Origin of the sequence: Wenyingzhuangia aestuarii, from assembly GCF_011927765.1 — a bacterium.
Lineage (GTDB): Bacteria > Bacteroidota > Bacteroidia > Flavobacteriales > Flavobacteriaceae > Wenyingzhuangia > Wenyingzhuangia aestuarii.
Genome location: NZ_JAATJG010000001.1, coordinates 34,792 through 60,794, shown reverse-complemented (window position 1 = coordinate 60,794; position 26,003 = coordinate 34,792). Strand labels below are relative to the sequence as shown.

General features: G+C 31.0%; 23 protein-coding genes. 8 read left to right on the top strand and 15 right to left on the bottom strand.

Going from position 1 to position 26,003, the window contains the following annotated elements:
- The first annotated feature begins 41 nt into the window (after window positions 1-41).
- Entirely contained in the window at window positions 42-1,019 is a 978-nt protein-coding gene (locus GGR97_RS00255; RefSeq protein WP_167896411.1) for a S66 peptidase family protein, read from the top strand.
- Between the two features lie 45 nt (window positions 1,020-1,064).
- Here GGR97_RS00255 and GGR97_RS00250 read toward each other — a convergent pair whose 3' ends face one another.
- Entirely contained in the window at window positions 1,065-1,211 is a 147-nt protein-coding gene (locus tag GGR97_RS00250; protein ID WP_167896410.1) for a hypothetical protein, read from the bottom strand.
- 493 nt (window positions 1,212-1,704) lie between these two features.
- Between GGR97_RS00250 and GGR97_RS00245 the strand changes: the two genes are divergently transcribed.
- Complete coding sequence (locus GGR97_RS00245) at window positions 1,705-2,067, top strand: YraN family protein (RefSeq protein ID WP_167896409.1); 363 nt, start codon at window positions 1,705-1,707, stop codon at window positions 2,065-2,067.
- 51 nt (window positions 2,068-2,118) lie between these two features.
- Window positions 2,119-3,222, top strand: coding sequence for a TlpA family protein disulfide reductase (locus GGR97_RS00240; RefSeq protein WP_167896408.1), 1,104 nt, complete (start codon window positions 2,119-2,121; stop codon window positions 3,220-3,222).
- Here GGR97_RS00240 and GGR97_RS00235 read toward each other — a convergent pair.
- Window positions 3,208-4,536, bottom strand: a complete 1,329-nt coding sequence (locus tag GGR97_RS00235) for a TlpA family protein disulfide reductase (protein ID WP_167896407.1) — start codon at window positions 4,534-4,536, stop codon at window positions 3,208-3,210. The two genes, GGR97_RS00240 and GGR97_RS00235, sit on opposite strands and share 15 nt — an antisense overlap.
- 31 nt (window positions 4,537-4,567) lie before the next feature.
- On the bottom strand, window positions 4,568-4,909 hold the full coding sequence (locus GGR97_RS00230; protein ID WP_167896406.1) for a hypothetical protein: 342 nt from the start codon (window positions 4,907-4,909) through the stop codon (window positions 4,568-4,570).
- Window positions 4,910-4,985: 76 nt separating this feature from the next.
- Between GGR97_RS00230 and GGR97_RS00225 the strand changes: the two genes are divergently transcribed.
- Both GGR97_RS00225 and GGR97_RS00220 read left to right on the top strand, forming a co-directional pair.
- Window positions 4,986-5,510, top strand: coding sequence for a CvpA family protein (locus GGR97_RS00225; RefSeq protein WP_167896405.1), 525 nt, complete (start codon window positions 4,986-4,988; stop codon window positions 5,508-5,510).
- Window positions 5,491-6,306 (top strand): Rossmann-fold NAD(P)-binding domain-containing protein, encoded by an 816-nt coding sequence (locus tag GGR97_RS00220; RefSeq protein WP_167896404.1) that lies wholly within the window; start codon window positions 5,491-5,493, stop codon window positions 6,304-6,306. Before GGR97_RS00225 ends, GGR97_RS00220 begins: the two co-directional genes overlap by 20 nt.
- Here the strand turns inward: GGR97_RS00220 and GGR97_RS00215 are convergent.
- A complete protein-coding gene (locus GGR97_RS00215) occupies window positions 6,303-7,184 on the bottom strand; it encodes an AraC family transcriptional regulator (protein ID WP_167896403.1) in 882 nt (293 codons plus the stop codon). The two genes, GGR97_RS00220 and GGR97_RS00215, sit on opposite strands and share 4 nt — an antisense overlap.
- Window positions 7,185-7,324: 140 nt before the next feature.
- On the opposite strand from GGR97_RS00215, the gene GGR97_RS00210 reads away from it, so the two are divergent.
- Together GGR97_RS00210 and GGR97_RS00205 are read left to right on the top strand one after the other, a co-directional pair.
- Window positions 7,325-7,615, top strand: coding sequence for a putative quinol monooxygenase (locus GGR97_RS00210; protein ID WP_167896402.1), 291 nt, complete (start codon window positions 7,325-7,327; stop codon window positions 7,613-7,615).
- A 15-nt stretch (window positions 7,616-7,630) separates the two neighbouring features.
- Window positions 7,631-8,644 (top strand): zinc-binding alcohol dehydrogenase family protein, encoded by a 1,014-nt coding sequence (locus tag GGR97_RS00205; RefSeq protein WP_167896401.1) that lies wholly within the window; start codon window positions 7,631-7,633, stop codon window positions 8,642-8,644.
- Window positions 8,645-8,693: 49 nt separating this feature from the next.
- On the opposite strand, the gene GGR97_RS00200 is transcribed toward GGR97_RS00205, so the two are convergent.
- Entirely contained in the window at window positions 8,694-9,596 is a 903-nt protein-coding gene (locus tag GGR97_RS00200; protein WP_167896400.1) for a TIGR01777 family oxidoreductase, read from the bottom strand.
- A gap of 119 nt (window positions 9,597-9,715) precedes the next feature.
- Between GGR97_RS00200 and GGR97_RS00195 the strand changes: the two genes are divergently transcribed.
- Window positions 9,716-10,546 carry a mechanosensitive ion channel family protein gene (locus tag GGR97_RS00195; protein WP_167896399.1) on the top strand — a complete coding sequence of 277 codons (831 nt, stop codon included), beginning with the start codon at window positions 9,716-9,718 and terminating at the stop codon, window positions 10,544-10,546.
- A 52-nt stretch (window positions 10,547-10,598) separates the two neighbouring features.
- On the opposite strand, the gene GGR97_RS00190 is transcribed toward GGR97_RS00195, so the two are convergent.
- From GGR97_RS00190 to GGR97_RS00145, 10 genes are all read right to left on the bottom strand, one after another.
- On the bottom strand, window positions 10,599-11,156 hold the full coding sequence (locus tag GGR97_RS00190; RefSeq protein ID WP_167896398.1) for an HNH endonuclease: 558 nt from the start codon (window positions 11,154-11,156) through the stop codon (window positions 10,599-10,601).
- A 150-nt stretch (window positions 11,157-11,306) separates the two neighbouring features.
- Window positions 11,307-12,059, bottom strand: coding sequence for a tetratricopeptide repeat protein (locus tag GGR97_RS00185; RefSeq protein ID WP_167896397.1), 753 nt, complete (start codon window positions 12,057-12,059; stop codon window positions 11,307-11,309).
- A 10-nt stretch (window positions 12,060-12,069) separates the two neighbouring features.
- Window positions 12,070-13,866, bottom strand: coding sequence for a BatD family protein (locus GGR97_RS00180; RefSeq protein WP_167896396.1), 1,797 nt, complete (start codon window positions 13,864-13,866; stop codon window positions 12,070-12,072).
- Entirely contained in the window at window positions 13,850-14,683 is an 834-nt protein-coding gene (locus GGR97_RS00175; RefSeq protein WP_167896395.1) for a tetratricopeptide repeat protein, read from the bottom strand. Before GGR97_RS00175 ends, GGR97_RS00180 begins: the two co-directional genes overlap by 17 nt.
- A gap of 1 nt (window position 14,684) precedes the next feature.
- A complete protein-coding gene (locus GGR97_RS00170; protein WP_167896394.1) occupies window positions 14,685-15,725 on the bottom strand; it encodes a vWA domain-containing protein in 1,041 nt (346 codons plus the stop codon).
- Window positions 15,726-15,727: 2 nt separating this feature from the next.
- The gene (locus GGR97_RS00165) at window positions 15,728-16,729 is read right to left on the bottom strand and encodes a vWA domain-containing protein (protein ID WP_167896393.1); all 1,002 of its coding nucleotides are present in this window, start codon (window positions 16,727-16,729) and stop codon (window positions 15,728-15,730) included.
- Window positions 16,716-17,651 (bottom strand): hypothetical protein, encoded by a 936-nt coding sequence (locus GGR97_RS00160; protein ID WP_167896392.1) that lies wholly within the window; start codon window positions 17,649-17,651, stop codon window positions 16,716-16,718. The genes GGR97_RS00165 and GGR97_RS00160 overlap by 14 nt, the downstream gene beginning before the upstream one ends.
- Before the next feature lies 1 nt (window position 17,652).
- A complete protein-coding gene (locus GGR97_RS00155; protein ID WP_167896391.1) occupies window positions 17,653-18,519 on the bottom strand; it encodes a DUF58 domain-containing protein in 867 nt (288 codons plus the stop codon).
- Window positions 18,520-18,612: 93 nt separating this feature from the next.
- The gene (locus tag GGR97_RS00150) at window positions 18,613-19,602 is read right to left on the bottom strand and encodes an AAA family ATPase (protein WP_167896390.1); all 990 of its coding nucleotides are present in this window, start codon (window positions 19,600-19,602) and stop codon (window positions 18,613-18,615) included.
- Window positions 19,603-19,790: 188 nt separating this feature from the next.
- A complete protein-coding gene (locus GGR97_RS00145) occupies window positions 19,791-25,964 on the bottom strand; it encodes a leucine-rich repeat protein (protein ID WP_394352671.1) in 6,174 nt (2,057 codons plus the stop codon).
- Window positions 25,965-26,003: the final 39 nt, after the last annotated feature.

The window sequence follows — 26,003 nt, the reverse complement described above, 5'->3', positions numbered from 1 at the left end:
TTTGTTCTTTGTATTTTATTTTCGAACAACAAACACAACCTATGAAAACCTTTTTTAGGCTCATTTTTTTCTTTGTGATTACTTCTATGAACAGTCAAAACATCACTTTTACACAACCCGCTTTTTTACAAACAGGAGATACCATACTAATTGTAGCTCCTGCCGGAATTATAAAACAACCAGAAGCTATTCTAGCTGCTAAAGAGTTATTTATAGAATTAGGTTACAAAGTAGAACTTGGAGCACATGTTTTTAATGAGTGTCATCACTTTGCTGGTTCCGATAAAGAACGCTTACAAGACATGCAATGGGCATTAGATCATCCAACAGCAAAAGCCATATGGTGTGCTAGAGGTGGTTATGGATCTGTAAGAATTATTGATGATTTGGATTTTACCAAATTTGCCAGACATCCTAAATGGATGATTGGTTATTCTGATATTACTGTATTTCACAACAAATTACACAATTTAGGTTTTCAGAGTTTGCACGCTCCTATGCCTATCAACTTTAAACAACCTTGGCCTGCTATAGAAGAGAGTATTAACTTATTAAAAGAAACCTTAACTAATAACATTCCAACCTACCACATTTCAGGTAATGCCTATAACCAAACAGGAACTTGTTCTGGAGTTTTAATAGGTGGAAACTTAACCATTCTAGAAAACATGATTGGTACAGAAACTTGTTTTTCTGCCAAACACAAAATTTTGTTTATAGAAGAAATAGGTGAATACAAATATCATATAGATAGACTCTTAAGAGCTATAGACAGAAAAGGATACTTTAAAGAGTGTACCGGTTTAATTTTAGGTGATTTTACCGATACCAAAAAAAACTATCCAGAATTTGGACAAAGCATAGAAGAAATTGTGCTAACCATTGTAAGCAAATACAACATTCCTGTTTTGTTTGATTTTCCTGCAGGTCACGAAGACAAAAACGTTCCGTTAATTTTTGGAAAAGAAATACAACTAAGCGTTGGTAAAAACAACTCTTCTGTAAAATTCTATCATTAACTATTACGACTTCTTAACTTTTAAAAAGCCGTAATAGTACTGCTGCTAAATAAACAAAATAGGCTCTCCATCTTCAGTAGTTTCTTCTTCCAAAAAATAAGGTTTTGGATAGAGTTTTCTATTGATTTGACTAAGATTGTTTGTAAAGTTATTTTGAAATATTTGATTGATTCTTTTGATATTATTTTTCATTTTATTTAAATTTTGGTCAATAAAAAAGACACTTTAAAAAGTGCCTTTATATTATTGAGATATGTGAGAATTAAGTAACATATTATCAGTAGCTATAAAGGACTAAAAACATTAAAATACAGACATGCATTGTTAACAACACAGACTGTTTAGACTGCTTGGCCAATAAGGATAATTTTAAGGTTGTAACGTTGGTGTAAAAATGTTTGTTCATAATAAAAAAATTAAAATTGCTGTAAATAAAAAAAAGCATCCAAATGGATGCTTTTTGTATATATAGACTCTATCTTATTTAAAAAATAGAAATACACAATAACATCCAAGAGACATGGTTCTTGACCATGGCCATATGAGCTGAACACTTTGATAAAGTGGCTAATGAGGTGATATGTGAATTGTACTGTTTCATTTGTTCAGCAAAATTCAGTATTTTTTATCTGATAAACAAACATTTATCTAAAATTTTAAATAAAAAAGTATCTTAGAAATTTATATGGCACAGCACAACGATTTAGGAAATTTAGGAGAGCAATTAGCCAAAGACTATTTGCTAGAAAAGGGTTACTCTATTTTAGAAACTAATTGGAGATATTTAAAAGCAGAAATTGATATTATTGCTCAAAAAGGAAACTTTCTTGCTATTGTAGAAGTAAAAACAAGAACCTCAGCTTTTTTTGGAAACCCCGAAGAGTTTATTACCAAAGCTAAAATAAAACTTCTAATTACTGCTGCCGATTATTATGTACAAAAACACAACTTAGATTTAGAGGTTCGTTTTGATGTAATTGCCATAGTTAAGAATGCTAAACAAACAGATATTAAACATATTCCCGAAGCGTTTTTAGCTTTTGAATAATGATTTTTTATAAACTAACTAAAAAGAATATATTTAGAGAAAAATTGCAAAATGAAAAAACAACTTATCCCTTTTTACCTATTTCTTCTTTTAGCCAATACTGCTTTTTCTCAATGGACATATGAAAACATTAAAAACTTAAAACAAGACGTTGTAATTAACTACAGTGTTACGTATGACCAAAAATTAACAGACAAACAAAAAGCATCTTCTAGTTACCTACGAGAAATTGTTGTAATTCTAGACCAAAAACATGTGTTAGAAAGATCTATGGGTAACGGTCGGTCTTTAGGTAATTTTAGCCTTTTAAATTACGATCAAGAAAAAATCTATAGATGTTATGAATCTAGTGGTTACAAAAAAGGTATTTCTTACGATTTTAAAGAACCTTTAATTGATGGAGTTTTACAAAAAGGAGAAGAAAAAAATATAGCAGGTATTCCTTGTGAAAAATACATAAGCTTGTTAAAAGGAAAACCTGTAGATGTTTACACCACCAAAAAAATAGGTCTTAGATATATTAAAAACTACAATGTTCCTGGTTTTGTAATGCAATACAAAGCCTATAGTAAGTATTTAGGTAGCTACACTGTAAAAGCTACTAAGGTTCAATTTTTAAACCTTCCTAAAAACACCTATTCTTTAGATGAATATAGTATTGTAAGTCACAAAGATTATCTAAAAAGTATTAAAGAGTCAAAACAAAGAAAAAAAGAACTGCTAGAAAAAAGTTTAGGTAAAAAAAGTCCTAGTTTTTATGCTAGAACCATAGACAACAAAAAAATATCGACAAAAAAATTGTTAGATAAAGATATTTTGGTACTAAACTTTTGGTTTTCTACTTGTCCTCCATGCAAAGCCGAAATTCCAAAATTAAATGCTTTAAAAGAACAATACAAAGATTCTGAAAACGTACAGTTTGTTGCCATTGGTTTAGATGACAAAAACACAATAGAAAAGTTTTTAGAAACTCATCCGTTAACGTATGATATTGTTGACGAAGGTAGATGGCTAGCTTCTAAGTTTGACATTACCTCCTACCCAACCAATATTATTATAGACAAAACAGGAACCATTCAATTTTTTGAAATTGGTTATAAATCTAGCATTAAAAGTATGATGACAAATAAGATTGATGAATTACTGGATCAGTAGTTCATCAACTACTTTTATTAACGTTTCTAAATCTTTAGGTTTGGCAATAATTTGCTTGTTCTTGTTTAATAAAAAGTAAGATGGAGTAGTGTTTACACTATAACTTACAGACTCTACACTATTCCATTTTCCAATAGAAATTACATTTTTCCATGTAGGAAAATCTTTAACTTTAGTTGTCCAATTAACAGCATCCGTCTTTTTTTCTAAGCCTACAGAAACTACCGTTACCTCTTGTTTATCTTTTAACAGTGTAGCTACTTTTGGTAACTCTAAAGAACAATGTGAACAGGTGCTACTCCAAAACACTACTAAGTAAGCCTTAGAACCCGATAAACTATGTAATGTTTCTGTTTCCGAAATTTTAATATTTGGAGCCACAACACCTAACAATGTTTTAGACAATTGTTGGGTTTCTTTTAACAAGGCATATTTTTGAACAGCAACGGGTAATTCTTTATAAATAGCTACCGTTTCTGCTAAAACCACGCTATTTTCTTTTGCTATTAATTTTTGAATTAAATCGGCTAATAGTGCTTCTTTTAATTCAGAATCATCTACCAAAGCAGTCACTTTTTTTATAGCTCCTATAAATAATCTATTTTCTGTTTCTTTACTTTCGGATTGATGTAAATAAAACACATAATCTGTTACCCTATTTTTTAAAAACAGTGAGTTTTTTAATCCTTGGTCTTTAAAATCTATAGGATCAAAATAGTGTTTCTGAATAGAGCTAATGTAATTTCCTGGTAACGTAAAAGGTATAGGAGCGTTGTATCTTTTAGAAGCTTTAATAATGCTTAAACAGTAATCATTCTTTGCTAAATTTTCATAATAATTTTGAGCTCCATCAATTTTAGATTTTATGTCTTTGTACAGAGCAACATCGGCACTTGGTTTTCTAAAAAAGACCATTTGCAAAGAATCTAACTCTGTTTGCAACTGCAACATGTTGTAATTATAGGCTTGTAGTAATTGATTCTCTCTAGAAGCTGCATAGCCTACAGAAACTTGCCCTACTTTACTATTTACCTCAAACTTTATATTTTCTTTGTTGTAAATAAAATCTACATAGCCCGAAGCTACATTTTTATACAAAGCTCTGTAATAACCACTAGGCAAACTATCCATAGAAAAAGTAAAACTGTTTTTTTCTACATCGGTAAAATTTACATATTCTGGCGTTCCGTTTTTAAACTGATACAATGCCACATTTTTTATTTGAGGCAAAGAATCTATAAAAGTTCCGGTAACTGTGTTTTGAGCACTTACTAACTGAACAACAACTAAAAATAAAAGGCTTATGTATTTCATAAAAACAAATCAAACAAATAATGTTCCAAAGTTACTCATCAAAATAACGAACAATAGCCTCTTTCATTAATAAAGTTTGTTCTCCTGGCTTTAAATTGGGCAATGTATCCAAAGCTTTGTAGTGTGGCCAACTATCGTCATCATAATATTCAAATTCGTAATAACCATAAGGCTCTAACAATCTACAAATAGCAATGTGCATTAGGTTTAATTTTTCATCTTTCTTAAAAATTTTATACCCTTGCCCTAATTCTTGTACTCCAATTAAATATAAAATAGCATCTACATCTAGTGTATCACCATCCGCAAACTTATCAGATAAATCTTTTACAACTTCATTCCAACGCAATTTTAATTGCTCATCATTAACCATCGTCTCTTTTTTTAACAAATATAAGAAGTCTTAAAGTCTAAAATGATAAAACTGTATCTTTGAATTAAATTTATTTATGGAGATTTTAGATATTGTTATTGGGGTTATTCTTTTATACGGATTGGTAAAGGGAATTATGAAAGGCTTATTAGCCGAAGTAGCATCGTTAGTAGCCTTAATTGCGGGAATTTACGGAGCGATGCATTTTTCTTTTTATGCCAAAGACATCTTAATTAAACATGTAGATTTAGAACCCAAATACATTGCTTTAACCGCTTTTGCTATTACCTTTTTAGTAATTGTAATTAGCATATCTTTAGCTGGAAAATTGTTAACAAAACTAGCATCGTTAATTGCTTTAGGATGGATTAATAAAATATTAGGAGCTATTTTTGGAGTCATTAAAGTAGGCTTAATTTTAAGCGTTATTTTAGGATGGTTAGAAAAAATAAATGGAGTTATTCCTTTTTTGGAAAAAGAACAAATAGAAAAATCAATTTTATTTACACCTGTTAAAAACTTAGCTCCCTCAATTTTTCCAACTTTATTAGATCAATTAGACAGCAACATAGAAAAAGAAAATGGAACAAAAATCATTTAGTGTTTTAGGTTGTGGATGGTTAGGACTTCCTTTAGCAACAACATTTGTAGAAGACGATTTTATAGTAAAAGGAAGTACTACTTCTGTTTCTAAATGTGAAATCTTGTTAGAAAATGGAATTCAGCCTTATGTACTTAGTATAGAAGAAGATATTGATGGAAATTTAGATCATTTTTTACAAAGTGATATTCTATTTATCAACGTTCCTTTTAGAAAACAAAAGCCGTTTTTAAACGGTTATAAAAAGCTAGTAAAAGCCATAGAAAAATCAACTATTAAACATGTAATTTTTATTAGTTCTACAGCTGTATATCCTGATATTAATGGAGAAGTTACAGAAAATTTAGTATTTGATGTAAATCCTGCTAAAAAGGAATTATTAGTTTTTGAAGAGCTTTTTACAAACAACAAAAATTTTGATACAACCATTATCCGTTTTGCAGGATTAATTGGAGGTACCCGTAATCCTGGAAACTTTTTTAAAGAAGACAGAAAAGTAAAAAACGCTTTAGCTCCTGTAAATTTAATTCACCTAGAAGACTGTATAGGAATTGTTAAAGCTATTGTAGAACAACAAAAATGGAATGTTACCTACAATGCTGCTGCAAGTACACACCCTACTAAAGCTAACTATTACAAACAGGCAACTATACAAATGGGAAAAAATCCTGCTACGTTTATAGAAGAATTAGATAGTTTTAAAATTATCTCTAATCAAAAAATTATAGACGATTTAAATTACCAATTTATCTATCCTGATTTGTTAGAAGGACTATCGGTTTTTAAAGAAGACTAGCGACATACTGTTCTTTTTAACAATACATAATCTCCGTTTTTCTTAAAATCACGAATAGAAGTTCCAGTGTATTTTTTAAAGGTTTTAGATAAATGACTTACATCTGTAAAAGCCAATTCATCCGCAATTTCTGTAAGTGTGTAGTCCGAATTTAACAAACGGATTTCTACCAACTTTAATTTTGCTTTGATGATATATTCTCTTAAAGGTACTTTAACCTGTTTTCTAAAAAACTCGCTAACATAAGTTGGAGACATCATAAAAACATCTGCCAAATGTTCTACTTTTAAATGTTCTGGTTTTTCTATATGTTCGTTTATATAGGTTAACATTTTAGTAATTCTATCATCTGTTTTTGCCAATGACAATTCAGAAAACGAACTCTTTTTAATATTTCTAATCAGAATTTCTAAAACACTAGTCATTAAACTTTTTATTAATGTTACAGAATCTTCTCCGTAGTTTCTAGATTCTTGTAAAATCATAGAAATCAACATATTTAAATGCTGTCTATCTAAATCATTTTTAACAATATCTCCGGGTAATTGATTGTAATTTGATAAAATATAAGAAGCATCTTTAAACCACTCATTCCTATCAATAGATATTTTGTGAATGGTTTTAAAAAAAGAATCGGTAAACTTTAAAAACACAAACTTTGACGGTTTTGTAATTTGAAAAGAATGACACTTTAAAGGTGGCAATAAAAAAATACTTCCTTTACTGTATGAGTAATGATTGTAATTAATACACTGTGTACCTTCTCCATCTTTAATCAATACCAATTCAAAAAAATTATTCTTTACCGGACGATTTTTCCACTCAGACAATTCAACTTCTTGTACTTCAAAAGGTTTATAAGTATCTAAAACTTGCATATATCTCTATTTTATTCTGTAAATATATTTAAATTGTACTATAAACCGACAAAAAACCTTTAATTGTACATAATTATCCTTTTTAAATACCTAAAAAGAGCTTTACAACTCCTCTACATTTGTATTAAAATAAATACACTATGAGTCAGTTAGCCATTGTTGCCAATATTTTAGCAAAAGAAGAAAATCAAGAACTTGTAAAGGCGGAGCTATTAAAATTAGTAGCTATTACTAAAACAGAAAAAGGATGTATTACTTACAGATTACATCAAGATAACAACAACGACAATTTCTTTTTGGTCTATGAAATTTGGGAAAGTACAGAAGCTTTAGAACAACATTCTAAAAGTAAACACATGCTTTCTTTTTTAGACAAAACAAAAGAAGCTATTCAAGAATTTACCGTAAACAAAATGACCTTTTTAGGTTAAAAAAAATATTTAATTATGAAAGCAATCGGATTTAAACAATCGTTACCTATTACAGATGCAAACAGTTTTATTGAATTTGAAACTGAAAAACCAAAAGCATCAGGATACGATTTATTAGTAAAAGTACATGCAAATTCTGTAAACCCTGTAGATTTTAAAATAAGACAAACAGCCGCTTTAGACACCGTTTTAGAAACTCCAAAAGTTATTGGATGGGATGCTGTGGGAATTGTAGAAGCTGTAGGAGAACAAACTTCTAAATTTAAAATAGGTGATGCAGTTTACTATGCAGGAGACATTAGTAAAAGTGGAAGTAATTCTGAATATCAATTAATTGATGAGCGAATTGTAGGAATTAAACCTAAAAACTTAAGCATTGCTGAAGCTGCTGCCATGCCATTAACTGGTTTAACAGCTTACGAAGCTTTGTTTGATCGTATTAAGGTAAACCCTGATAAAGATCAAGGAAAAACCGTATTAGTGTTAGCTGGAGCTGGTGGTGTAGGTTCTATAGCCATTCAGTTAGCTAAAAAAATTGGAAACTTAACCGTAATTGCAACTGCATCTAGACCCGACTCTATACAATGGTGTAAAGATATGGGAGCAGATTTTGTAGTAAATCACCATCATTTAAAAGAAGAATTAGACAAAATAGGACATAGTCAAGTAAACTATATTTTAGATTTTGTGGACTTAGAAGGTTATTGGGATGTTGCTGCAGAAATCATCAAACCCCAAGGACATATTGTATCTATTACAGAAAGTAGCAAACCTTTAAACTTAGATATTTTAAAACTTAAGAGTGTTACTTTTTCTTGGGAATTAATGTATACTCGTTCTTTATTTACTACGGATGATATAGAAAGACAACACGAAATTTTAAATCATATTTCTGAATTGTTAGACAACGGAACTTTAAAAACTACTTTAAGTACTACTTTAAATGGATTTACGGCAGATAACTTAAAAAAAGCTCACAAAATACAAGAGTCAGGAAAATCTATAGGAAAAACAGTTCTTTTATTTTAAGATAAAACCACCCAAAAAAGGCTTTGCAATTGCAAAGCCTTTTTTATAATTATAAAACATCTTCTAAAATTTCTTCCATTGTTGGATAGTTAAATTGAAAACCTGTTGCTTTTATTTTTGAATTGTCCACCGCACTACCTTCTAATAAAATAGAAGCCATTTTTCCAAAAATTAACCTTAGCACAAAACCTGGTACATTAGGAAAAAATAAGGGTTTCTTTAATTGCTTTGCTATAGCTTGGGTTACTTCTTTATTAGTTTTATTAGCTGCTACCGCATTGTAAGCTCCTTCTATTTCAGGATTTTGTACTGCTTTTATATACATACTGCACAAGTCTTCTAAATGAAGAAAAGACATTATTTGCTGTCCAGATCCTATTGGAGAGCCTAATCCAAAACGGATGGGTTGTACTATTTTTTGCAAAGCAGAATCTTGTTTGGCAAATACAACTCCTGTGCGTAAGCAAACTGTTCTTATTCCTAATTCTTTAAATTGATATGCTGCTTTTTCCCATTGTTTACAAACATTTGCTAAAAAATCAGTTCCATACGTATCTGACTCTTTAAAAATTTTATTGGTAGTTTGTAACCCGTAGCAATCAGATCCTGAAGCAGAAATAAAAGATGTTACCTGATGCTTATTTTCTTTTAAAGTTTTAAAAATTAAATTTGCAGATGCTACCCTGCTATCAACAATTAGCTGTTTTTGTTTCTTTGTCCATCTACCATCAGCAATATTAGCTCCAGCTAAGTGAATAATACAATTGGCACTACAAACAGCCTCTACATCAATACTATTCTCCGCTATATTCCACACCGCATAGGAAAGTCCTTTTTTAGTAGATGTTCGTTTAGATCTAGACAAAACAACTACTTTATAGCCTAACTTTAATAATTGTTCTTGTAAGTAATTTCCTACCAAACCGGTTCCTCCTGTAATGATAACTTTCATGTATACATTTGTTTAGAAATCTAAAATACGAAAAGCAAACGCTTTAATAAGCCTAGTTAACATAGGTTATTGCTATTTAAAATAATTATATTTGATTTTTTTAAACTAAACAAAAAACTATGGATGTAAACAACATTATCGAAAATGTAACAGAGAAAGGTTCAGAATACCTTACTTTATACGGATTAAAGCTAGTATCTGCTATTGCAGTATGGATTATTGGAGGATTTATTATTGGTGCTCTTGTAAAAGGATTTAGCAAAATGCTAGACAAAAGCAAAACTGATGCTTCTTTAAAACCTTTCTTACAAAGTATTGTAAGTGTACTATTAAAAGTAATTTTAGTAATTACAGTATTGTCTACTTTAGGAATAGAAATGACTTCTTTTATTGCTATTTTAGGAGCTGCTGGTTTGGCTGTAGGTATGGCTTTATCAGGTACTTTACAAAACTTTGCTGGTGGGGTTATGATTTTAATTTTTAAGCCTTTTAAAGTAGGTGATGTAATTGAAGCACAAGGACACACAGGAGGAGTTAAAGAAATTCAGATTTTTAATACTATTTTAAAAACTCCAGATAACAAAACTATTATTATTCCTAACGGAGGATTATCTAACTCATCTATGGTTAACTATTCTACAGAACCTAAACGTAGAGTTGACTTTACTTTTGGAATTGGATATGGAGATAGTATAGAGCAAGGAAAAGAGGTTTTATTAGCTATTTTAAAGGCTGACTCAAGAATTATTAACGATCCTGCTGCACCATTTGTAGAAGTAGTAGCTTTGGCAGATAGTTCTGTAAACTTTGCTGTTAGAGTATGGGTAAACGCTGCAGATTACTGGGGAGTTTATTTTGACACGAATGCAAAAGTATACAACGAATTTAATAAAGTTGGATTGAACATTCCTTTTCCACAAATGGATGTACATGTACACAAAGCATCATAATTAATTAAGTACTTTATAACCTAAAAAACGCTCTACAATGTAGAGCGTTTTTTTATTCATCTATTTTTACGTGTCCCCAATTTTCACCTGTTTTAATTCTGTGAATTTGCATATCCGACACACCAAATTGCTTGGCAATCATTTTTAACCTTGTTTTGCTTTTTGTACTTGCTAATTTTCTTTTGATGATTCTTACTTTTCCCTCATCTAACTTATAATTAACAACCTTATTCTTTACAGCCTCTATAAACACAGGGTTTTTAAATTGATGTAATTCTTTTTCCCTTTTAGTAGCCCATTTTAAATTAGAAACATGATTGTTTAACTTATCGTAATCTAAATGGATTACATGAATGTCATCTTCCTTTTTTTCTAAAAAGTGTTCAGCTACTAATTTGTGTATAAACCTGCTTGTTTTCTTTCCATTTTTCTTTTGCTTAGCAGGTATTGCAGGGTATCCGTTAATTAAGTTTTTTCCTAATAATTTTTCTTCATCACCTTTGCAATTTAAAGCTCTTCCAAAATTAGAGATTTTCCATTTTTCGGTTGGGGCTATTTTGTCATCAAACTTAATTTCTTTCCATTCTTCATTTCTAAATCCGTGTATCATAAATTAAAATTTAAACGTGTTACTTAACCTCGTAGATATTTTATCTACAAATTTGTTAAATCCTAATCATAGCATTGATTATTTGGGGGTAAACTCCAAAAGCACTCAGAATAAGTATCTTATTGGTTACTCAAATATAGTAAATTGTTTTTAAAAAACCTTAATGGCTTCTTTTGGTAACCAACCTACTTGCCCATCGGCTATTTTAATTTTATGCCAATTTCCTACTCTATCAAGTACTTTTAGTTTGGTTCCTTCGTGTAAAGAAAAAATTTCTAAAGCTGTACTTCTTGGAGCATTTTTAACCGATACTTCTTCATTAAAAACAATAGCATACACTGTGTTTTTAGCTTTTAAATACTGTTGAGATGCTACCCCTAAGCCTACAAAACAACACACACTAATTACAATACCTAAGGTAAAAAACAACTTTTTTACACCGGGTTGTGTACTAAAGAAAAAGAGCATCCAAACCAATCCTGCTAATAAAGAACAAGCTACAGCTATTTTTGCCCAAGTGTTGTAAGAAAACACTGCTAATACAGTATCATTAAATTTTTCAAAAGTTGATTTTGGAATTACTTTGATGCTATCAATAATACTACGGTTAGCATATGTCAAATTGATTTTTGCATCTTGATTAGATGGATTTAACACCAATGCTTTTTCAAAATAATAAATAGCCTCTGCCATTTGATTGGTTTTGTAATAGGCATTTCCTAAATTAAAATAGACTTCAGAAGACTCTAAGCCTTGTTCTAAAATACTATGATAGGATTTGATAGCCTTAGTATAAGCTTCTGCTTGATACTGGCTATTTGCTTCTTTAAACACGTTTTGTGATTCTTGAGCACTCACAAAACTGATGAACATTACTAAAACTCCAAATACAAAATTTTTCATCTTTTCCGTTTTATAAGTTTTTATCAATTAAAGTGATGGCTTGTTTTGCTTTTTCAAAATCTTCTTGCATTTTAGCTTCAGAAGAGGCTGCATATCTAGCATATTCACAAGCAGCAAACACTGCTGTAAACTGACCTATAATTTCATCAGAAACTCCTTTTCCTTTTAATATTTCTGCAATTTTATCTTTAGAAATATCTGTAGTTTCAACTCTTAATTTTGCTTTTAAATAGTTGTGTAACGCTTTTTCTAACGAGCTGTAAAAAGTTTCTTTATTTCCTAATTCCTTTTTAGCACTTGCTAAATATTTCTTAGTTAATTTATCTGCCTGTTTTAATTTGTTTCTTGCAATGTCTTTACTTAATTCTCTTTGTTTTTTAGAAGCAAAAACTCCTAATGGTAAAATAACTAAAGGCAACAACAACAAAATATAGAACCATTTAGACAGGTAAAAATCTTCCTTTTCTATAGATTCCAGTTCAGTACTGGTTTGTACATATCTAAAATTCTGATCGCTTTTGCCTACCACTTGTTTTATGGTTCCGTTAGTATAATCTGAAGATGCAGCCGTTACTAATTCTTTTCCTTCTGTAACATCTAACACAATTTCATCAGAAGTAATGGTTTGATATTTTTCTTCTTTAGGATTAAAGAATGTAAATGAAGTTGCTGGAATGATAAACTTTCCTTTGTATTGAGGAACTACCGTATAAGCATTTTCTATACTTCCTTTTAAACCCGATGTAGTAACCTCTACATTTTCTTTTCTTTCCGGATCGTAAACTTCTAATTCTTTAGGAGTTTTAATGCTTGGGATTTCAAACAATTTTAAATTCCCTTTTCCAGATACTTTTACTTTTATTTGTGCGGATTCATTGGCTTTAAAAACAGCTCTACTTGTATTTACACTATAACTAAAATCTCCTACAGCTCCAGAAAAATTTAAAGGTTTTCCTTTTGATGGTAACGCTTTTACATGAATAGTTCTTTTAGCAGAAGTTAATTTTTGATTTACATTACGTGTAATCATATTTCCAAAAAAATCTCCTCTTCCTGTAGGAACACCAATGGTTAAATCTGCAGACATTGGGTTTACAGATAATTCTCCTGAACTTTGTGGAATTAACAATACTTTGTGTAATGTTGCATATTGCCAAGGTTCTCCTTTGTAAGTTCCATCTTTAAACTGTGGTCTTTCATTCTCTAGAGTTTGACTCCAAAAACCTTCGTAATTAGGAGGTGTATCTACATCAAAACCATTAATCCCCATTTGATTTACATACAATCTGTATTCCACATAAATAGGTTCTCCAACGTATGGATTTTCGTTAGAGATAGTCGTAACCATTTTTACATTCTGACTTGCAATATAATTTGGATCGTTAGGGTCTTTAGGCAAATCAACAGGATCTACTACCTGAATAGTAATTGCGTTAGATTCTATTGTTTTTCCTTTGTATTGTATGGTAGCAGGTGGCAATGTAAACGTACCTTTTCTTTTAGGCTCTACCATGTAGGTAAAGGTTTTGGTAAAGTTACTTTGTGCCTTTCCGTTGATGAATGTATAAGAATTACTAACCGATTGGCTAGGACCTCCAACTACCTTAAAATCTTTAAAATTAGGGAGTTTAAAATCATCTGCTTCTTGGTTGTTTATGGTATATTCTAACCTAAATCGCTGATTTTCTCCTAATGTTTTTTTGCTTGCTCTTGCTGTTAAATTTACCTGTGCTACTAATGTAGTACTGATGAAAAACAAAAACAAGGCAATTGTTTTGAATAAAAATGTGTTACCAGTCTTTTTCATTTTTGTTCGTTTTTGCTTTTACTTTTTGAGCATTTACTTTCTTCTGTGTTTTTTGCTCTTCGTTACTCATAGACTCTAACAACTGCTCCATTTGTTGTGGAGAAAGTTTAGATTCTTTAGGCTGACCCGGTTGTTCCTCCTCTTTTTTATCATCTCCTTTATCACCATCCTTTTTATCAGAATCTTGATCTTTTTTGTCTTCGTTTTCTTTATCGTCCTTCTTGTCTCCGTCCTTGTCTTCTTTTTTATCGCTATCCTTATCCCCTTTTCCGTCTTTATTTTGGTCTTTGTCTCCTTTGTCGTTTTTGTCCTTATTTTTATCGTCCTTGTTGTCTTTGTTATCCTTATTGTCTTTATTTTGCTGATCTTGTTTTTGTTTTTCTTGTTTAGCAGCAATAAATTTTTGACGTAAAATATCGTCTTTAGGATTTTTTAACAAAGCTTGTTTGTAAGACTCTAAAGCTTTTTCTAATTCCTTTTGTTTTTTAAAAGAATCCCCTATCAACTCACTAATTTTAGCCTTTTCTTCTTTTGTTTTGGCTAATTTATCTGCTAATTGATATTGTGTAATAGCCTCTTTATACTTTTTTTGGTTAAAGTAAGAATTGGCTAAATTATAAGCTCCTTTGTAATACGTTCCATCTTCTGCCAAACTTTTTTGATAAGCAATGGCAGCATCAGCATAATTCTTTTTATCGTATGCTTTGTTTCCACTTCTTAATTGCTTTTTAGCTTCGTACAGCTTTTCTTTTGGCAACTCTTGACCAAAAGTTACCAACGTAGTAAAAACTATAAATAAGGATAGTATTTGCTTCATTCTATTCTTCATTTTCATTAAACAAATTCACACTCTTTACCCATTTTGTTTTCTTTTCAAAAACAAACAAATCTAATAGTAACCATAAAATTCCTAAACCAATAAACCATTGGAACTGACTTTTATAATCTGAAAATTGTTTGGTTTCAAACTCTGTTTTTTTGGCTTTAGACAGTACATCAATAATTTTATTAACCGATGTTGCTGTTCTGTTTCCATCTACATAAAAACCATTGGCACTAGCAGCTACCTCTTGCAATACTTGAGCATGTCTTTGGGTAATAACTACTTCTCCGTTTTTGTCTTTTTTTAAGCCTTTTTTATAACCGTTAATCATATCTGGAATTACTCCTCCTTTTTCGGTACCCACTCCAATGGTAATGACTTTAATTCCTTCTTTGGCTAATTCTTTAGCTTGCTCAACAGTATTTTCTTCATGATCTTCTCCATCAGATAAAATGACCAAATACTTATTGGTTTGCTCTTCGTTATTGTAATAATTTTTAGCAGAACTTAAAGCTTCGTTAATGGCAGTTCCTTGACTAGAAACCATGTCTGGTGAAGCATTTTTTAAAAATAATTTGGCCGCAGCATGATCTGTAGTAATGGGTAATAAAGGATAAGAATTACCTGCATAAATAATAATTCCAATTCTATCACTTCCTAATTGATCTATCGTTTTAAGAATAATTTGTTTTGCTTTTTCTAATCGGTTAGGTGCAATGTCTTCTGACAACATACTTTTAGAAACATCTAAAGCAAATACAATATCTACTCCTTCTCTTTTAACAGTTTCTAATTTTGTTCCAATTTTTGGATTGACTAATGCAATTACCAAACTGGCTATTGCCAAAGCTAAAAACACATACTTTAATGTTGATTTGTACACCGAAAAATCTGGAGCTAATTTTTGTAACAAACCAGCTGTTGCAAAGGCTTTTTGTTTGCGTTTTTGCCACCAAAATTTATATAACAAAACCACCAATAAAAAGGGAAGTAATGCAAGGGCATAAAAATATATAGGTTCTTCTAATCTTTGCATAACTATATAAAACTTTTAAATAAAGTGTTCTTTAACAAATACTCTAAAACCAACAATCCTAAAGCCGCTAGAATTAAATTTCTATATAGCTCTTGGTAGTTGTAATATTTAAACTCTTCTATTTCTGTTTTTTCTAATTTATCTATTTCATCATAAATAGTTTTTAACTTGGTGTTAGAAGTTGCTCTAAAATACTTACCACCTGTTTCTTCTGCTATGTATGTTAATAGTTTTTCGTCAATTTCTACTTGCATAGGTTTGTACAACAATCTACCCTGATAGTCTTTAGCGTAAGGCATTTCTGCCATTCCGTTAGTACCAATACCAATGGTATATACTTTAATTCCGCTACCTTTTGCCAACTCAGTAGCTAATTTAGGATCTACAGAACCTGCCGTATTTACTCCATCTGTTAACAGAATAATTACTTTGCTTTTGGCTTTGCTATCTTTTAATCGGTTTACGGCAGAACCCAATCCCATACCTATGGCAGTACCATCTTCTATTCCTCCATATTCTATGGTAGCAATAGTTCTTTTTACAATAGATTTATCACTTGTAATAGGAGTTTTAGTATAACTTTCTCCAGCATACAATACTACTCCAATTCTATCGTTAGGACGTTTGTCTACAAACTTTCCTGCAACTTCTTTTAAAGCTTCTAATCTGTTTGGCTTTAAGTCTCTAGCCAACATAGATCCCGAAACATCGGTTGCCATTACAATGTCTATTCCTTTATTTTTTTTGTTTTTAGTAGTAACCGCTACATTTCTAGGTCTTGCCAAAGCTATAATTAACAACGCAAGCGCTAACAATCTAAATGCCCATAAACCACGATATAAATAAGTGTAAAATCCTGGTTGTTGTACAGACTTAACAGATGAAATAGCCAACTTAGCTTGATTTCTATTTCTGCTGATGTACAACCAAACCGCTACTAACGGAATGATGACTAAACCCCATAAAAATAATGGGTCTGTAAATTCAAAATTACTGTACTTCATTTTTTTCTACCGTCTTTTTTGATTCTACAATTTTATGGATGGTTTCTATCACAGCCTCTGCATCGTATTTATGTCCTTTGATGTCATTTTCTATAGGTTTTTGTTTGGCAAATTTTACAAAATCTGCTTGTGATAAAAGACCTTCTAATCTTTCTAAAATATCTTTATCTAAACCTAATTGTTGTTGTTTGTTTTCTCCTTTTAATAACTCCATCAACTCATCTGTAGTGGTTTCTAAAGCTTGTACAAACAATTCATCTCCTATATATTTTCTAACAATGTCTGTCAATTCAGAATAATATTCTTTTACCTGATTGTTTTGCCACAATTCTTTAGACTCTAAGTTTTTTAATTCTTTGGTTGCCGCTATATAAGGTGGTATTTTAGGAATAACAACTTCTTGCTTTTCTTCTTTTTTACGGAATAAAAAGTATAGAGCCACTATAAAAGCAATAACTCCTAAAGTGATGTACGAATAGTTTTGATAACGATACCAAACTTCTGCAAAGGTATAAGCTTCTGTTTCTTGTCCTTTGGTTTTATAATAAGGTGCTAATTTGGTAGTATCTACAGCAACTGTAGCTACATTTACCAATAAAGAGTCTGTAAAATAAGCCTTGGCATCTAAAAATACTTGTTGTTTTTTAATGTAAAAAGAACCACTATCAAATCCTGTAATTAAATACTTTTTTAAAATTTGATTGTTTACCGTATCGGTTGGCAATTCTTCTGCTAACTCTAAACCGTCTAATTCCAATTTGGTAAACGTTACTTGTTTACCTTTGGAAACCTGAATGGTATACGTTAACTGTTCTCCTATTTTAATATTAGTTGTATCTGCTTTTATGGTGATGGATGGTTCTATTTGAGCCATCATAAATACACTAAATAAGCAACAAATACTTGTGATGAAATACTTCATATTACCCACGTTGTTTAAAGTATGTCAATAATTTTTTTGCGTAATTCTCTTCCGTTCTACAACTTAACACACCTGCACCACTCTTTTTAAAAGCAGTTTCAAAGTTTTGTTTCCAATTGTAAAACTGTTTTTCGTAATTGGTACGAACTTTTTTAGACGATGTATTTACCAAAACGGTAGCTCCACTTTCGGCATCTACCATAGGAACTAATCCTATCTTTGGCAAGGTTTCATCAAACTGATCGTAAACTCTAACTCCTGTAACATCGTGTTTATTTCCTAGAATTTTTAAGGTGTGTTCGTAACCATCATCCATAAAATCGGACAAGACAAAAACAATGGCTTTTTTTCTCATGACGTTAGACATGTATTTTAAAGCTTCGTTAATGTTTGTTTTTTGACTTTTAGGTTCAAATTCAATCATTTCTCTAATGATTCGTAATACGTGACTTTTTCCTTTTTTGGGTGGAATGTACAATTCAACTCCATCAGAAAATAACAACAATCCTACTTTATCATTATTTTGAATGGCCGAAAACGCTAATGTTGCAGCAATTTCTGTAAGCGTTGCTCTTTTAAATTGCTCCTGTGTTCCAAAATTTCCAGAACCACTAATGTCTACCATCAACATCATAGTTAGTTCTCGTTCCTCTTCAAAAACTTTTACATAAGGTTCGTTATAACGAGCGGTTACATTCCAGTCTATACTACGGATATCATCACCAAATTGATATTGTTTTACCTCACTAAAAGTCATACCACGTCCTTTAAAAGAACTGTGATATTCTCCTGAAAAGATATGATCGGACAAACGACGTGTCTTGATCTCTATCTTACGTACTTTTTTTAAGATTTCTTTGGTGTCCATTTTTTTAGGGTATCTAGTAACAGGTAGCAGGTAGCAAGTACTTTTTAATTACTGTTTGTAATCCTGATACTTGATACTAACTACTTGATACTGCTATGGTACTTCTACTACGTTTACAATTTGGTTTACAATATCTTCTGCAGTTACATTTTCTGCTTCTGCTTCGTACGTAATTCCAATACGGTGACGTAAAATATCTAAAACAACTGCCCTTACATCTTCTGGAATTACATATCCTCTACGTTTGATAAAAGCATGACATTTAGCGGCTTTAGCTAAAGAAATACTACCACGAGGAGAAGCTCCAAAAGAAATTAACGGTTTTAAGTTTACCAATCCGTATTTTTCCGGATAACGAGTGGCAAAAATTAAATCTAAAATGTATTTCTCAATTTTTTCGTCCATGTATACTTCCTGAACTACTTCACGAGCTTTGATAATTTGCTCTAAAGAAACTACAGGGTTTACTTTTTCGTAAGTTCCGGATAAGTTAGCTCTCATAATTAATTGCTCCTCTTCTAATTTAGGATAATCAATTACTACTTTTAACATAAAACGGTCTACCTGTGCTTCTGGTAAGGTATAAGTTCCTTCTTGATCTACAGGGTTTTGAGTTGCCATTACTAAGAAAGGTTCGTCTAACTTAAAAGTTTCATCACCAATGGTAATTTGACGTTCTTGCATGGCTTCTAACAATGCTGACTGCACTTTTGCTGGAGCACGGTTAATTTCATCTGCCAACACAAAGTTTGCAAAAATAGGACCTTTCTTAATAGAAAAATCATTTTCCTTCATGTTGTATATCATGGTTCCTACCACATCGGCAGGTAATAAATCTGGTGTAAACTGAATACGGCTAAAAGCACCGTCTACAGCTTTTGCTAATGTATTAATTGCCAAAGTTTTTGCCAATCCTGGAACTCCTTCTAATAAAATATGTCCATTCCCAAGCAAACCAATCAACAAACGGTCAATCATGTGTTTTTGACCTACAATAACTTTGTTCATTTCTAAGGACAATAAATCCACAAATGCACTTTCTCTTTCGATTTTTTCGCTGATAGCTCTTACGTCTACTTCCATTATTTATAAGGTTTTATTCTTAATACAGTTGTTTGCAATCAATTTGTGTACCAAAATACAATATTGATACCAATTAAGTAATTTTGACAGATTTTAAAAACAAAAAGAGCCAAGAAAATCTTGACTCTTTTTAAGATAGCTAATATTGCTACTAAAAACACAAAGTATTTAGTATTTGATTAAATGATTTATAATTTTATAAATTTCTTAACCAAACTTCCATTACTAGTATCTATCTTAATTAAATAAACACCTCTTAATAAAGAAACTGTATTAATTTTATCACTATCATCAATTGTTATAAACAAACTTCCTAAAGTTGTTATTACCGTGATTCTATTTACTTTGATAGTAGCGCTATGTACGATCTCTACTTGGTTCTCTGTGATTTTTAAGCTTATTTCTTTATGAAACACATTTTCTTCTATATCTAATGTAGACTCTTCTCTAATACTTTTAAAGTCTTGCCAAACAGCTGTATTTTGATATGTCGCTATAGCTATATCATTAGGCACTATTAAACTTACATTATTTAATATAACACCTTCAAAAACATTATTATCACTTATATCTATTGGATTTGAATTTTCTACAATAACTGTTTCTAATTCGTTACAGTTTTTAAAAGCTCTTTCTCCAATACTTGTGACTGTTCCAGGAATTGTTATACTAGTTAACCCACTAGAAGAAAAAGCAAATGCTCCAATACTTGTTAACGAATTTGCAACAACTATTTTATTTGCTTGGTTTTGATAACTTATTTTAGCTGATGAATTATCACTAGTCTGTTCACTAAAAACAACAACTTCTAAATTTGTAGTATCGGCAAAAGCATAATCACCAATACTAGTAACTGTACTTGGAATAACTACCGTTTGTAAATTTGTAGAATTTCTAAAAGCAGAGTTTCCTATTGATCTTAGATTAGTAGCTCCTGATAAATCAATACTCGTAATATCTGTATTGTCTTTAAAAGCATCATTTGCAATAGCAGTTACTTTATAAACAATTCCATCAAAAATAACCGTTGCTGGAATTACAACAGATCCGTTATGTAAACTATTATAACCTAATTCAACTGTATTATTGGTTTCATCTGTGATATTAAAATCAAGACTATTTGCAGTAAAGGAAACACAAATTCTAAAATCTTCCCAAACACTTGTTAACTCATATAATTCTTTAGAAGCTATATTAGGTACTTTTAATGTAATCGCATCTAATGTTAAAGCATTAAAAACAGAGGCAGCAAGATCTGCTATTGGTGTTGTATTTTTTACAATTACATTTTTTAAACTAGTACAGCCTGAAAAAGAATAAGTCCCAATACTAGTTACAGAACTACCTAGAGTAACTGTTACCAAACTACTACAGTTGTTAAATACCGATGATTTAAGTTCTGTTACTAAATTACCTACAACAGCACTGGTTAAGCTACTACAGCTAGTAAAAACAGCATTTCCTAAACTGGTTACAGAATTTGGAATAACAATACTTGTTAAAGCACTAGCTCCTCCAAATGCAAAATCTTCTATATGAGTTAAACCTTCTGGAAGGGTAACTGTTGTTAAATTAGTACAACCTGTAAAAGACTCTTGACCAATTATTGTTAAATTGGTAGCTCCTGACAAATCAACAGTTGTAATAGTACTATTTTGTTTAAAAGCATCTTTGGCAATACTGGTTACATTATACGTAGTTTGACCATCGCTAACTGTAGCTGGAAGGCTAAATGTAGTACCTGTATACGAAATATTATCGCCTAGTTCTACCGTTTTATTTGTCAAATCGGTAACATTATAAGCAATTCCTTCAAAAGTAAATTTTGGTGCTATTATAGGGCTAAAATCTTTCCAAACTGCTGCTGTTGCATAGGCTGCTATTGCCGTTCCATTGAATACATTTAAAGGTATATTACTTAAAGTAAGTCCTTCAAAAACATTGGCTTGGATACTTACAGGTATTGGGTTTTTTACCGTTACACTTGTAACACCTGTACAGTTTTTAAAGGCTGATTCGTCAATACTGGTTACCTTAGACGGAAGTAATAAGTCTCCTGAAAGCTTAGTACAACCATCAAATGCAAAAGCTCCAATATTTGTTACCAGACTAGGCAAACTTAAAGTTCCTGTCATCTCACTACAACCTGAAAAGGCTCCTTCTCCAATGCTTACTAAACTTGCAGCTGTTGTTATATCTAAATAAGTAATATTTGTATTGTTTTTAAAAGCATTCTTTGAAATACCTATGACATTATAAGTAATACCGCTACCTCCTTCATCAACAAGATCTCCACCATCTCCAAGGCCATCGTCATAACCTCCGTCTCCAAAGCCTCCACCGAAGCCATCATCTCCTCCAAGACCTCCGTCATCAATGCCGTCTCCTTGATCTGTACCTGTATTAGGGTCGGTAACAGAGTCTAGAATACTAAGAAATGAATCTGCAAAAGAACTATTGTCTCCTACTTCAACCGTATAATTGATTGGATCTACAATTGTATAAACAAGACCTCCAACGGTAAAACCTGGCACTGAAATCGTTTTAAAATCTGACCAAACTGAAGTTCCTTCATAAGCTGTTTTGGCAGCTGCATTTGGAACATTTAAAGGAATCGTACTCAAACTAAGACCTTCAAAAACATTGGCTTGGATACTTACAGGTATTGAATTTCTTACAGAAACACTAGTGATACCTACACAACCTGAAAATGCATGTGCTCCAATACTTGTTACAGAAGCTGGTAAACTTAAAGCTCCTGAAAATGCAGTACAGCCTGAAAAAGCGGACTCACCAATGCTTTCTAAAACAACAGTTGCTGCGATTTTTAAATAAGCAATATGGGTATTGTCTTTAAAAGCGTTCTTTGAAATTCCTATTACCTTGTAAGAAATATCTGTACTTGGGTCTGTTACAGTCTCTGGAATAGAAACCGTTACTCCCTCATAAGTAGTGTTATCTCCTACAGAAACTAAATTAGTAGCCGTGTTAATAATTATATAATTAATTCCATCAACAGTAAATTTTATACTTAAATTTTCGTCTTCTTCTACACTTTTAAAATCTTTCCAAACTGTTGCTTCATCATACAATACTTTAGATCCTAATGGTACTTTTAAAATTATATTTTCTAAAGAAATATTACTAAAAACAGTAGGATTTATAATTACTGGTGTTGTGTTTTTCACACTTACACTAGTTAAGCTAGTACAAAGTGTAAAAGCATTTGTTCCAATGCTAGTTGTTAAATTTGGAATTGCAATCGTTGTTAAGCTATTGCAATTATAAAAAGTATATGCACCAATACTTGTTACCGCATCTGGTATATTAATACTTGTTAAACCACTACACTCTGAAAAAGCAGCTTCTCCAATACTTGTTACAGTATTTGGAAGAATTAATTCTCCACTTAATCCTGATAAATAAAAAGCTCCATACCCAATACTTGTTAGAGAATTTCCTATTGATAGAGATTGTAAATTGACTGTATGTACAAAGGCAGACTTTCCAATACTTATTACACTGTCTGGAATATTAATACTTGTTAAACTATTACAGTTGTAAAAAGTATAAGCTCTAATATCTTTTACACCATCTGGAATATCAATACTTGTTAAACTACTACATTCTGAAAAAGCAGCCTCTCCAATACTTGTTACAGTATTTGGAAGACTTAATTCTCCACTCACACCCGATTTATAGAAAGCTCCGTCTCCAATACTTATTAAAGAATTTCCTAATGTCAAAGTTATCAAATCAGTTGTTTCAACAAAGGCATAACTTCCTATACTTGTTACCGAATTGGGGATTTCCAAACTTTTTATGCTTGAACATCCATAAAAAGTATAAGGTTCAATACTTGTAATAGCATCTGGTATATTAATACTTGTTAAACCACTACATTCTGAAAAAGCAGCTTCTCCAATACTTGTTACAGTATTTGGAAGGGTTAATTCTCCACTTAATCCTGATAAATAAAAAGCTCCTATTCCGATACTAGTTATAGAACTTCCTATTGTTAAAGCTGTTAAACCATTATTTCCAACAAAAGCAAAATCACCAATAGTTGTTACTGTATATTCAATTTCATTATCTGGATTGATAACCTTATTAGGGATTACAACAGCCCCAATATATGAAGTGTTATTACCTACTGTTACTGTTTTGTTACTTGAATTTATAACAACATAATTAATATTATCTACCGTAAAAGACTCACTTAATTCTAAATCTTCTGTTATACTTTTAAAGTCTTTCCAAACAGGAGCCGTTTCATATAATGTTTTTGTAGCAAAAGGTATTTTTAACTCTATTTCAGCAATATTAAGATTGCTAAAAACCGCTGCATTGATGCTTATTGGGGCTTCCATTTTTACACTTACACTAGTTAACCCAGTACAAGAACTAAAAGAAAAATCTTTAAGAGTGACTAAAGCCTTAGGGAGCACAATATTTGTTAATCCTGTACAACCTTCAAAAGTATAAGGTTCAATATTAGTTATAGACTCAGGAATTTTTATACTTGTTAAATCAACACATCCTGAAAAAGCAGCCTCTCCAATACTTGTTATTATATTTGGAATTATAATTTCTCCTATTAATCCCGAATTTTTAAAGGCATTTTTTCCAATAGTTGTGATTAAGCTTCCTATAGTTATACTTTTTAATCCATTAGATCCCATAAAAGCATTTTCTCCAATACTTGTTATTGAATATTCTAAAAAAGTATCTGAATTGGTAACTTTGCTAGGAATTATAGCAGCTCCAACAAAAGAAGTATTACTACCTACTTTTACATTGTGGTTAACAGAATCTGTAATAATATATTTTATTCCATCAACTATAAATTGTGGGCTAATACTATCATCTTCTTTTATACTTTTAAAATTTTTCCATACCTCTGCTGCCTCGTATAAAGATTTGGTTCCAACTGGAACATTTAAATTAATATTTTCAATATTAACTCCTGTAAAAACATTTGCTTCAATAATTACAGGGCTTAACATTTTTACACTGATGCTAGATAAATTGGTACAAGATACAAAAGCATTATTCCCAATAGATGTGATTGTTTCTGGTAAAATTATACTTGCCAATCCAACACATCCTGAAAAAGCATTTTCTCCTATTGTTGTTACAGAAACAGGCAAAGTTATTTCTGTTAAATTATTATTACCTAAAAATGCAGAATTTGATATGCTATTAACTGTATATTCAATACCAGAACTAGCATCTACAACAGAATTTGGAATAACTGCTGCTCCTACATAAGAGTTGTTTTTTGCTACTGCAACTGTTTTATTAACCGTATTGGTAACAATATAATTAATTCCATTAGTAATAAACTGAACGCTTAAACTTTCATCTTCTGTAATTGTTTTAAAATCTTTCCATACCTCTGCTGCCTCGTATAAAGATTGAGTCCCAACAGGAACATTTAAATCAATATTTTCTATGGTAATATTATTAAAAACATTAGCATTAATACTAATAGGAACAGCCGGTTTAGAGTTTATTGTAGTTAAAAATATACAGTTAGAAAAAGCATTTTCTGCTATATTAGTTAAAGAATTGGGGATTGTTAAAGTTGTTATACTGGTACACCCTTCAAAAGCAGAACTACCAATACTTGTTACAGTGTATTGAATAGCTGTATCTGTATCTATAACAGTATTAGGTACTGATAAATTTGAACCATTATAAGAAGTATTAACATATACTTCTACTGTTTTTTTTGAGGAGTTATTAACAGCATAATTAATCCCATTAGCTGTAAATATTTTACTTAAACCATCTTTTTCTGTAATAGTTTTAAAATTTTTCCACACCTCTGCTGACTGGTACAAAGATTGAGTTCCAACTGGTACTCTTAAATCTATATTACCAATATTACCATTATTAAAAATATTAGCATTGACACTTAAAGGAGTTCTAAGTTTTACAATTACATTGGTTAATTTTGAAGTTATTGTTTCACCAAATAAAGAACTATTTACACCACCAAAAGACTGATTTCCAATACTTGTAACAGCATCAGGAATGATTAGATTTGTTAAATTTACACAGCCTTTAAAAGCAGATGCTCCAATGGTAGTTAATGAACTACCCAAAGTTAAACTGGTTAAGTTTAAAGGTGGTTGGTTATATCCTAAACTAGATGCATCTGTTGTTGAAAAAGCAGAAGAACCAATACTAATTACACTATCTGGAATGGTTAAACTGGTTAAATTTACACAACCTTTAAAAGCAGAAGAACCAATACTTGAAAGTGAACTTCCTAAAGTTAAACTGGTTAATTTTAAAGATGGTTGGTTATATCCTAAACTAGATGCATCTGTTGTTGAAAAAGCAGAAGAACCAATACTAATTACACTATCTGGAATGGTTAAACTGGTTAAATT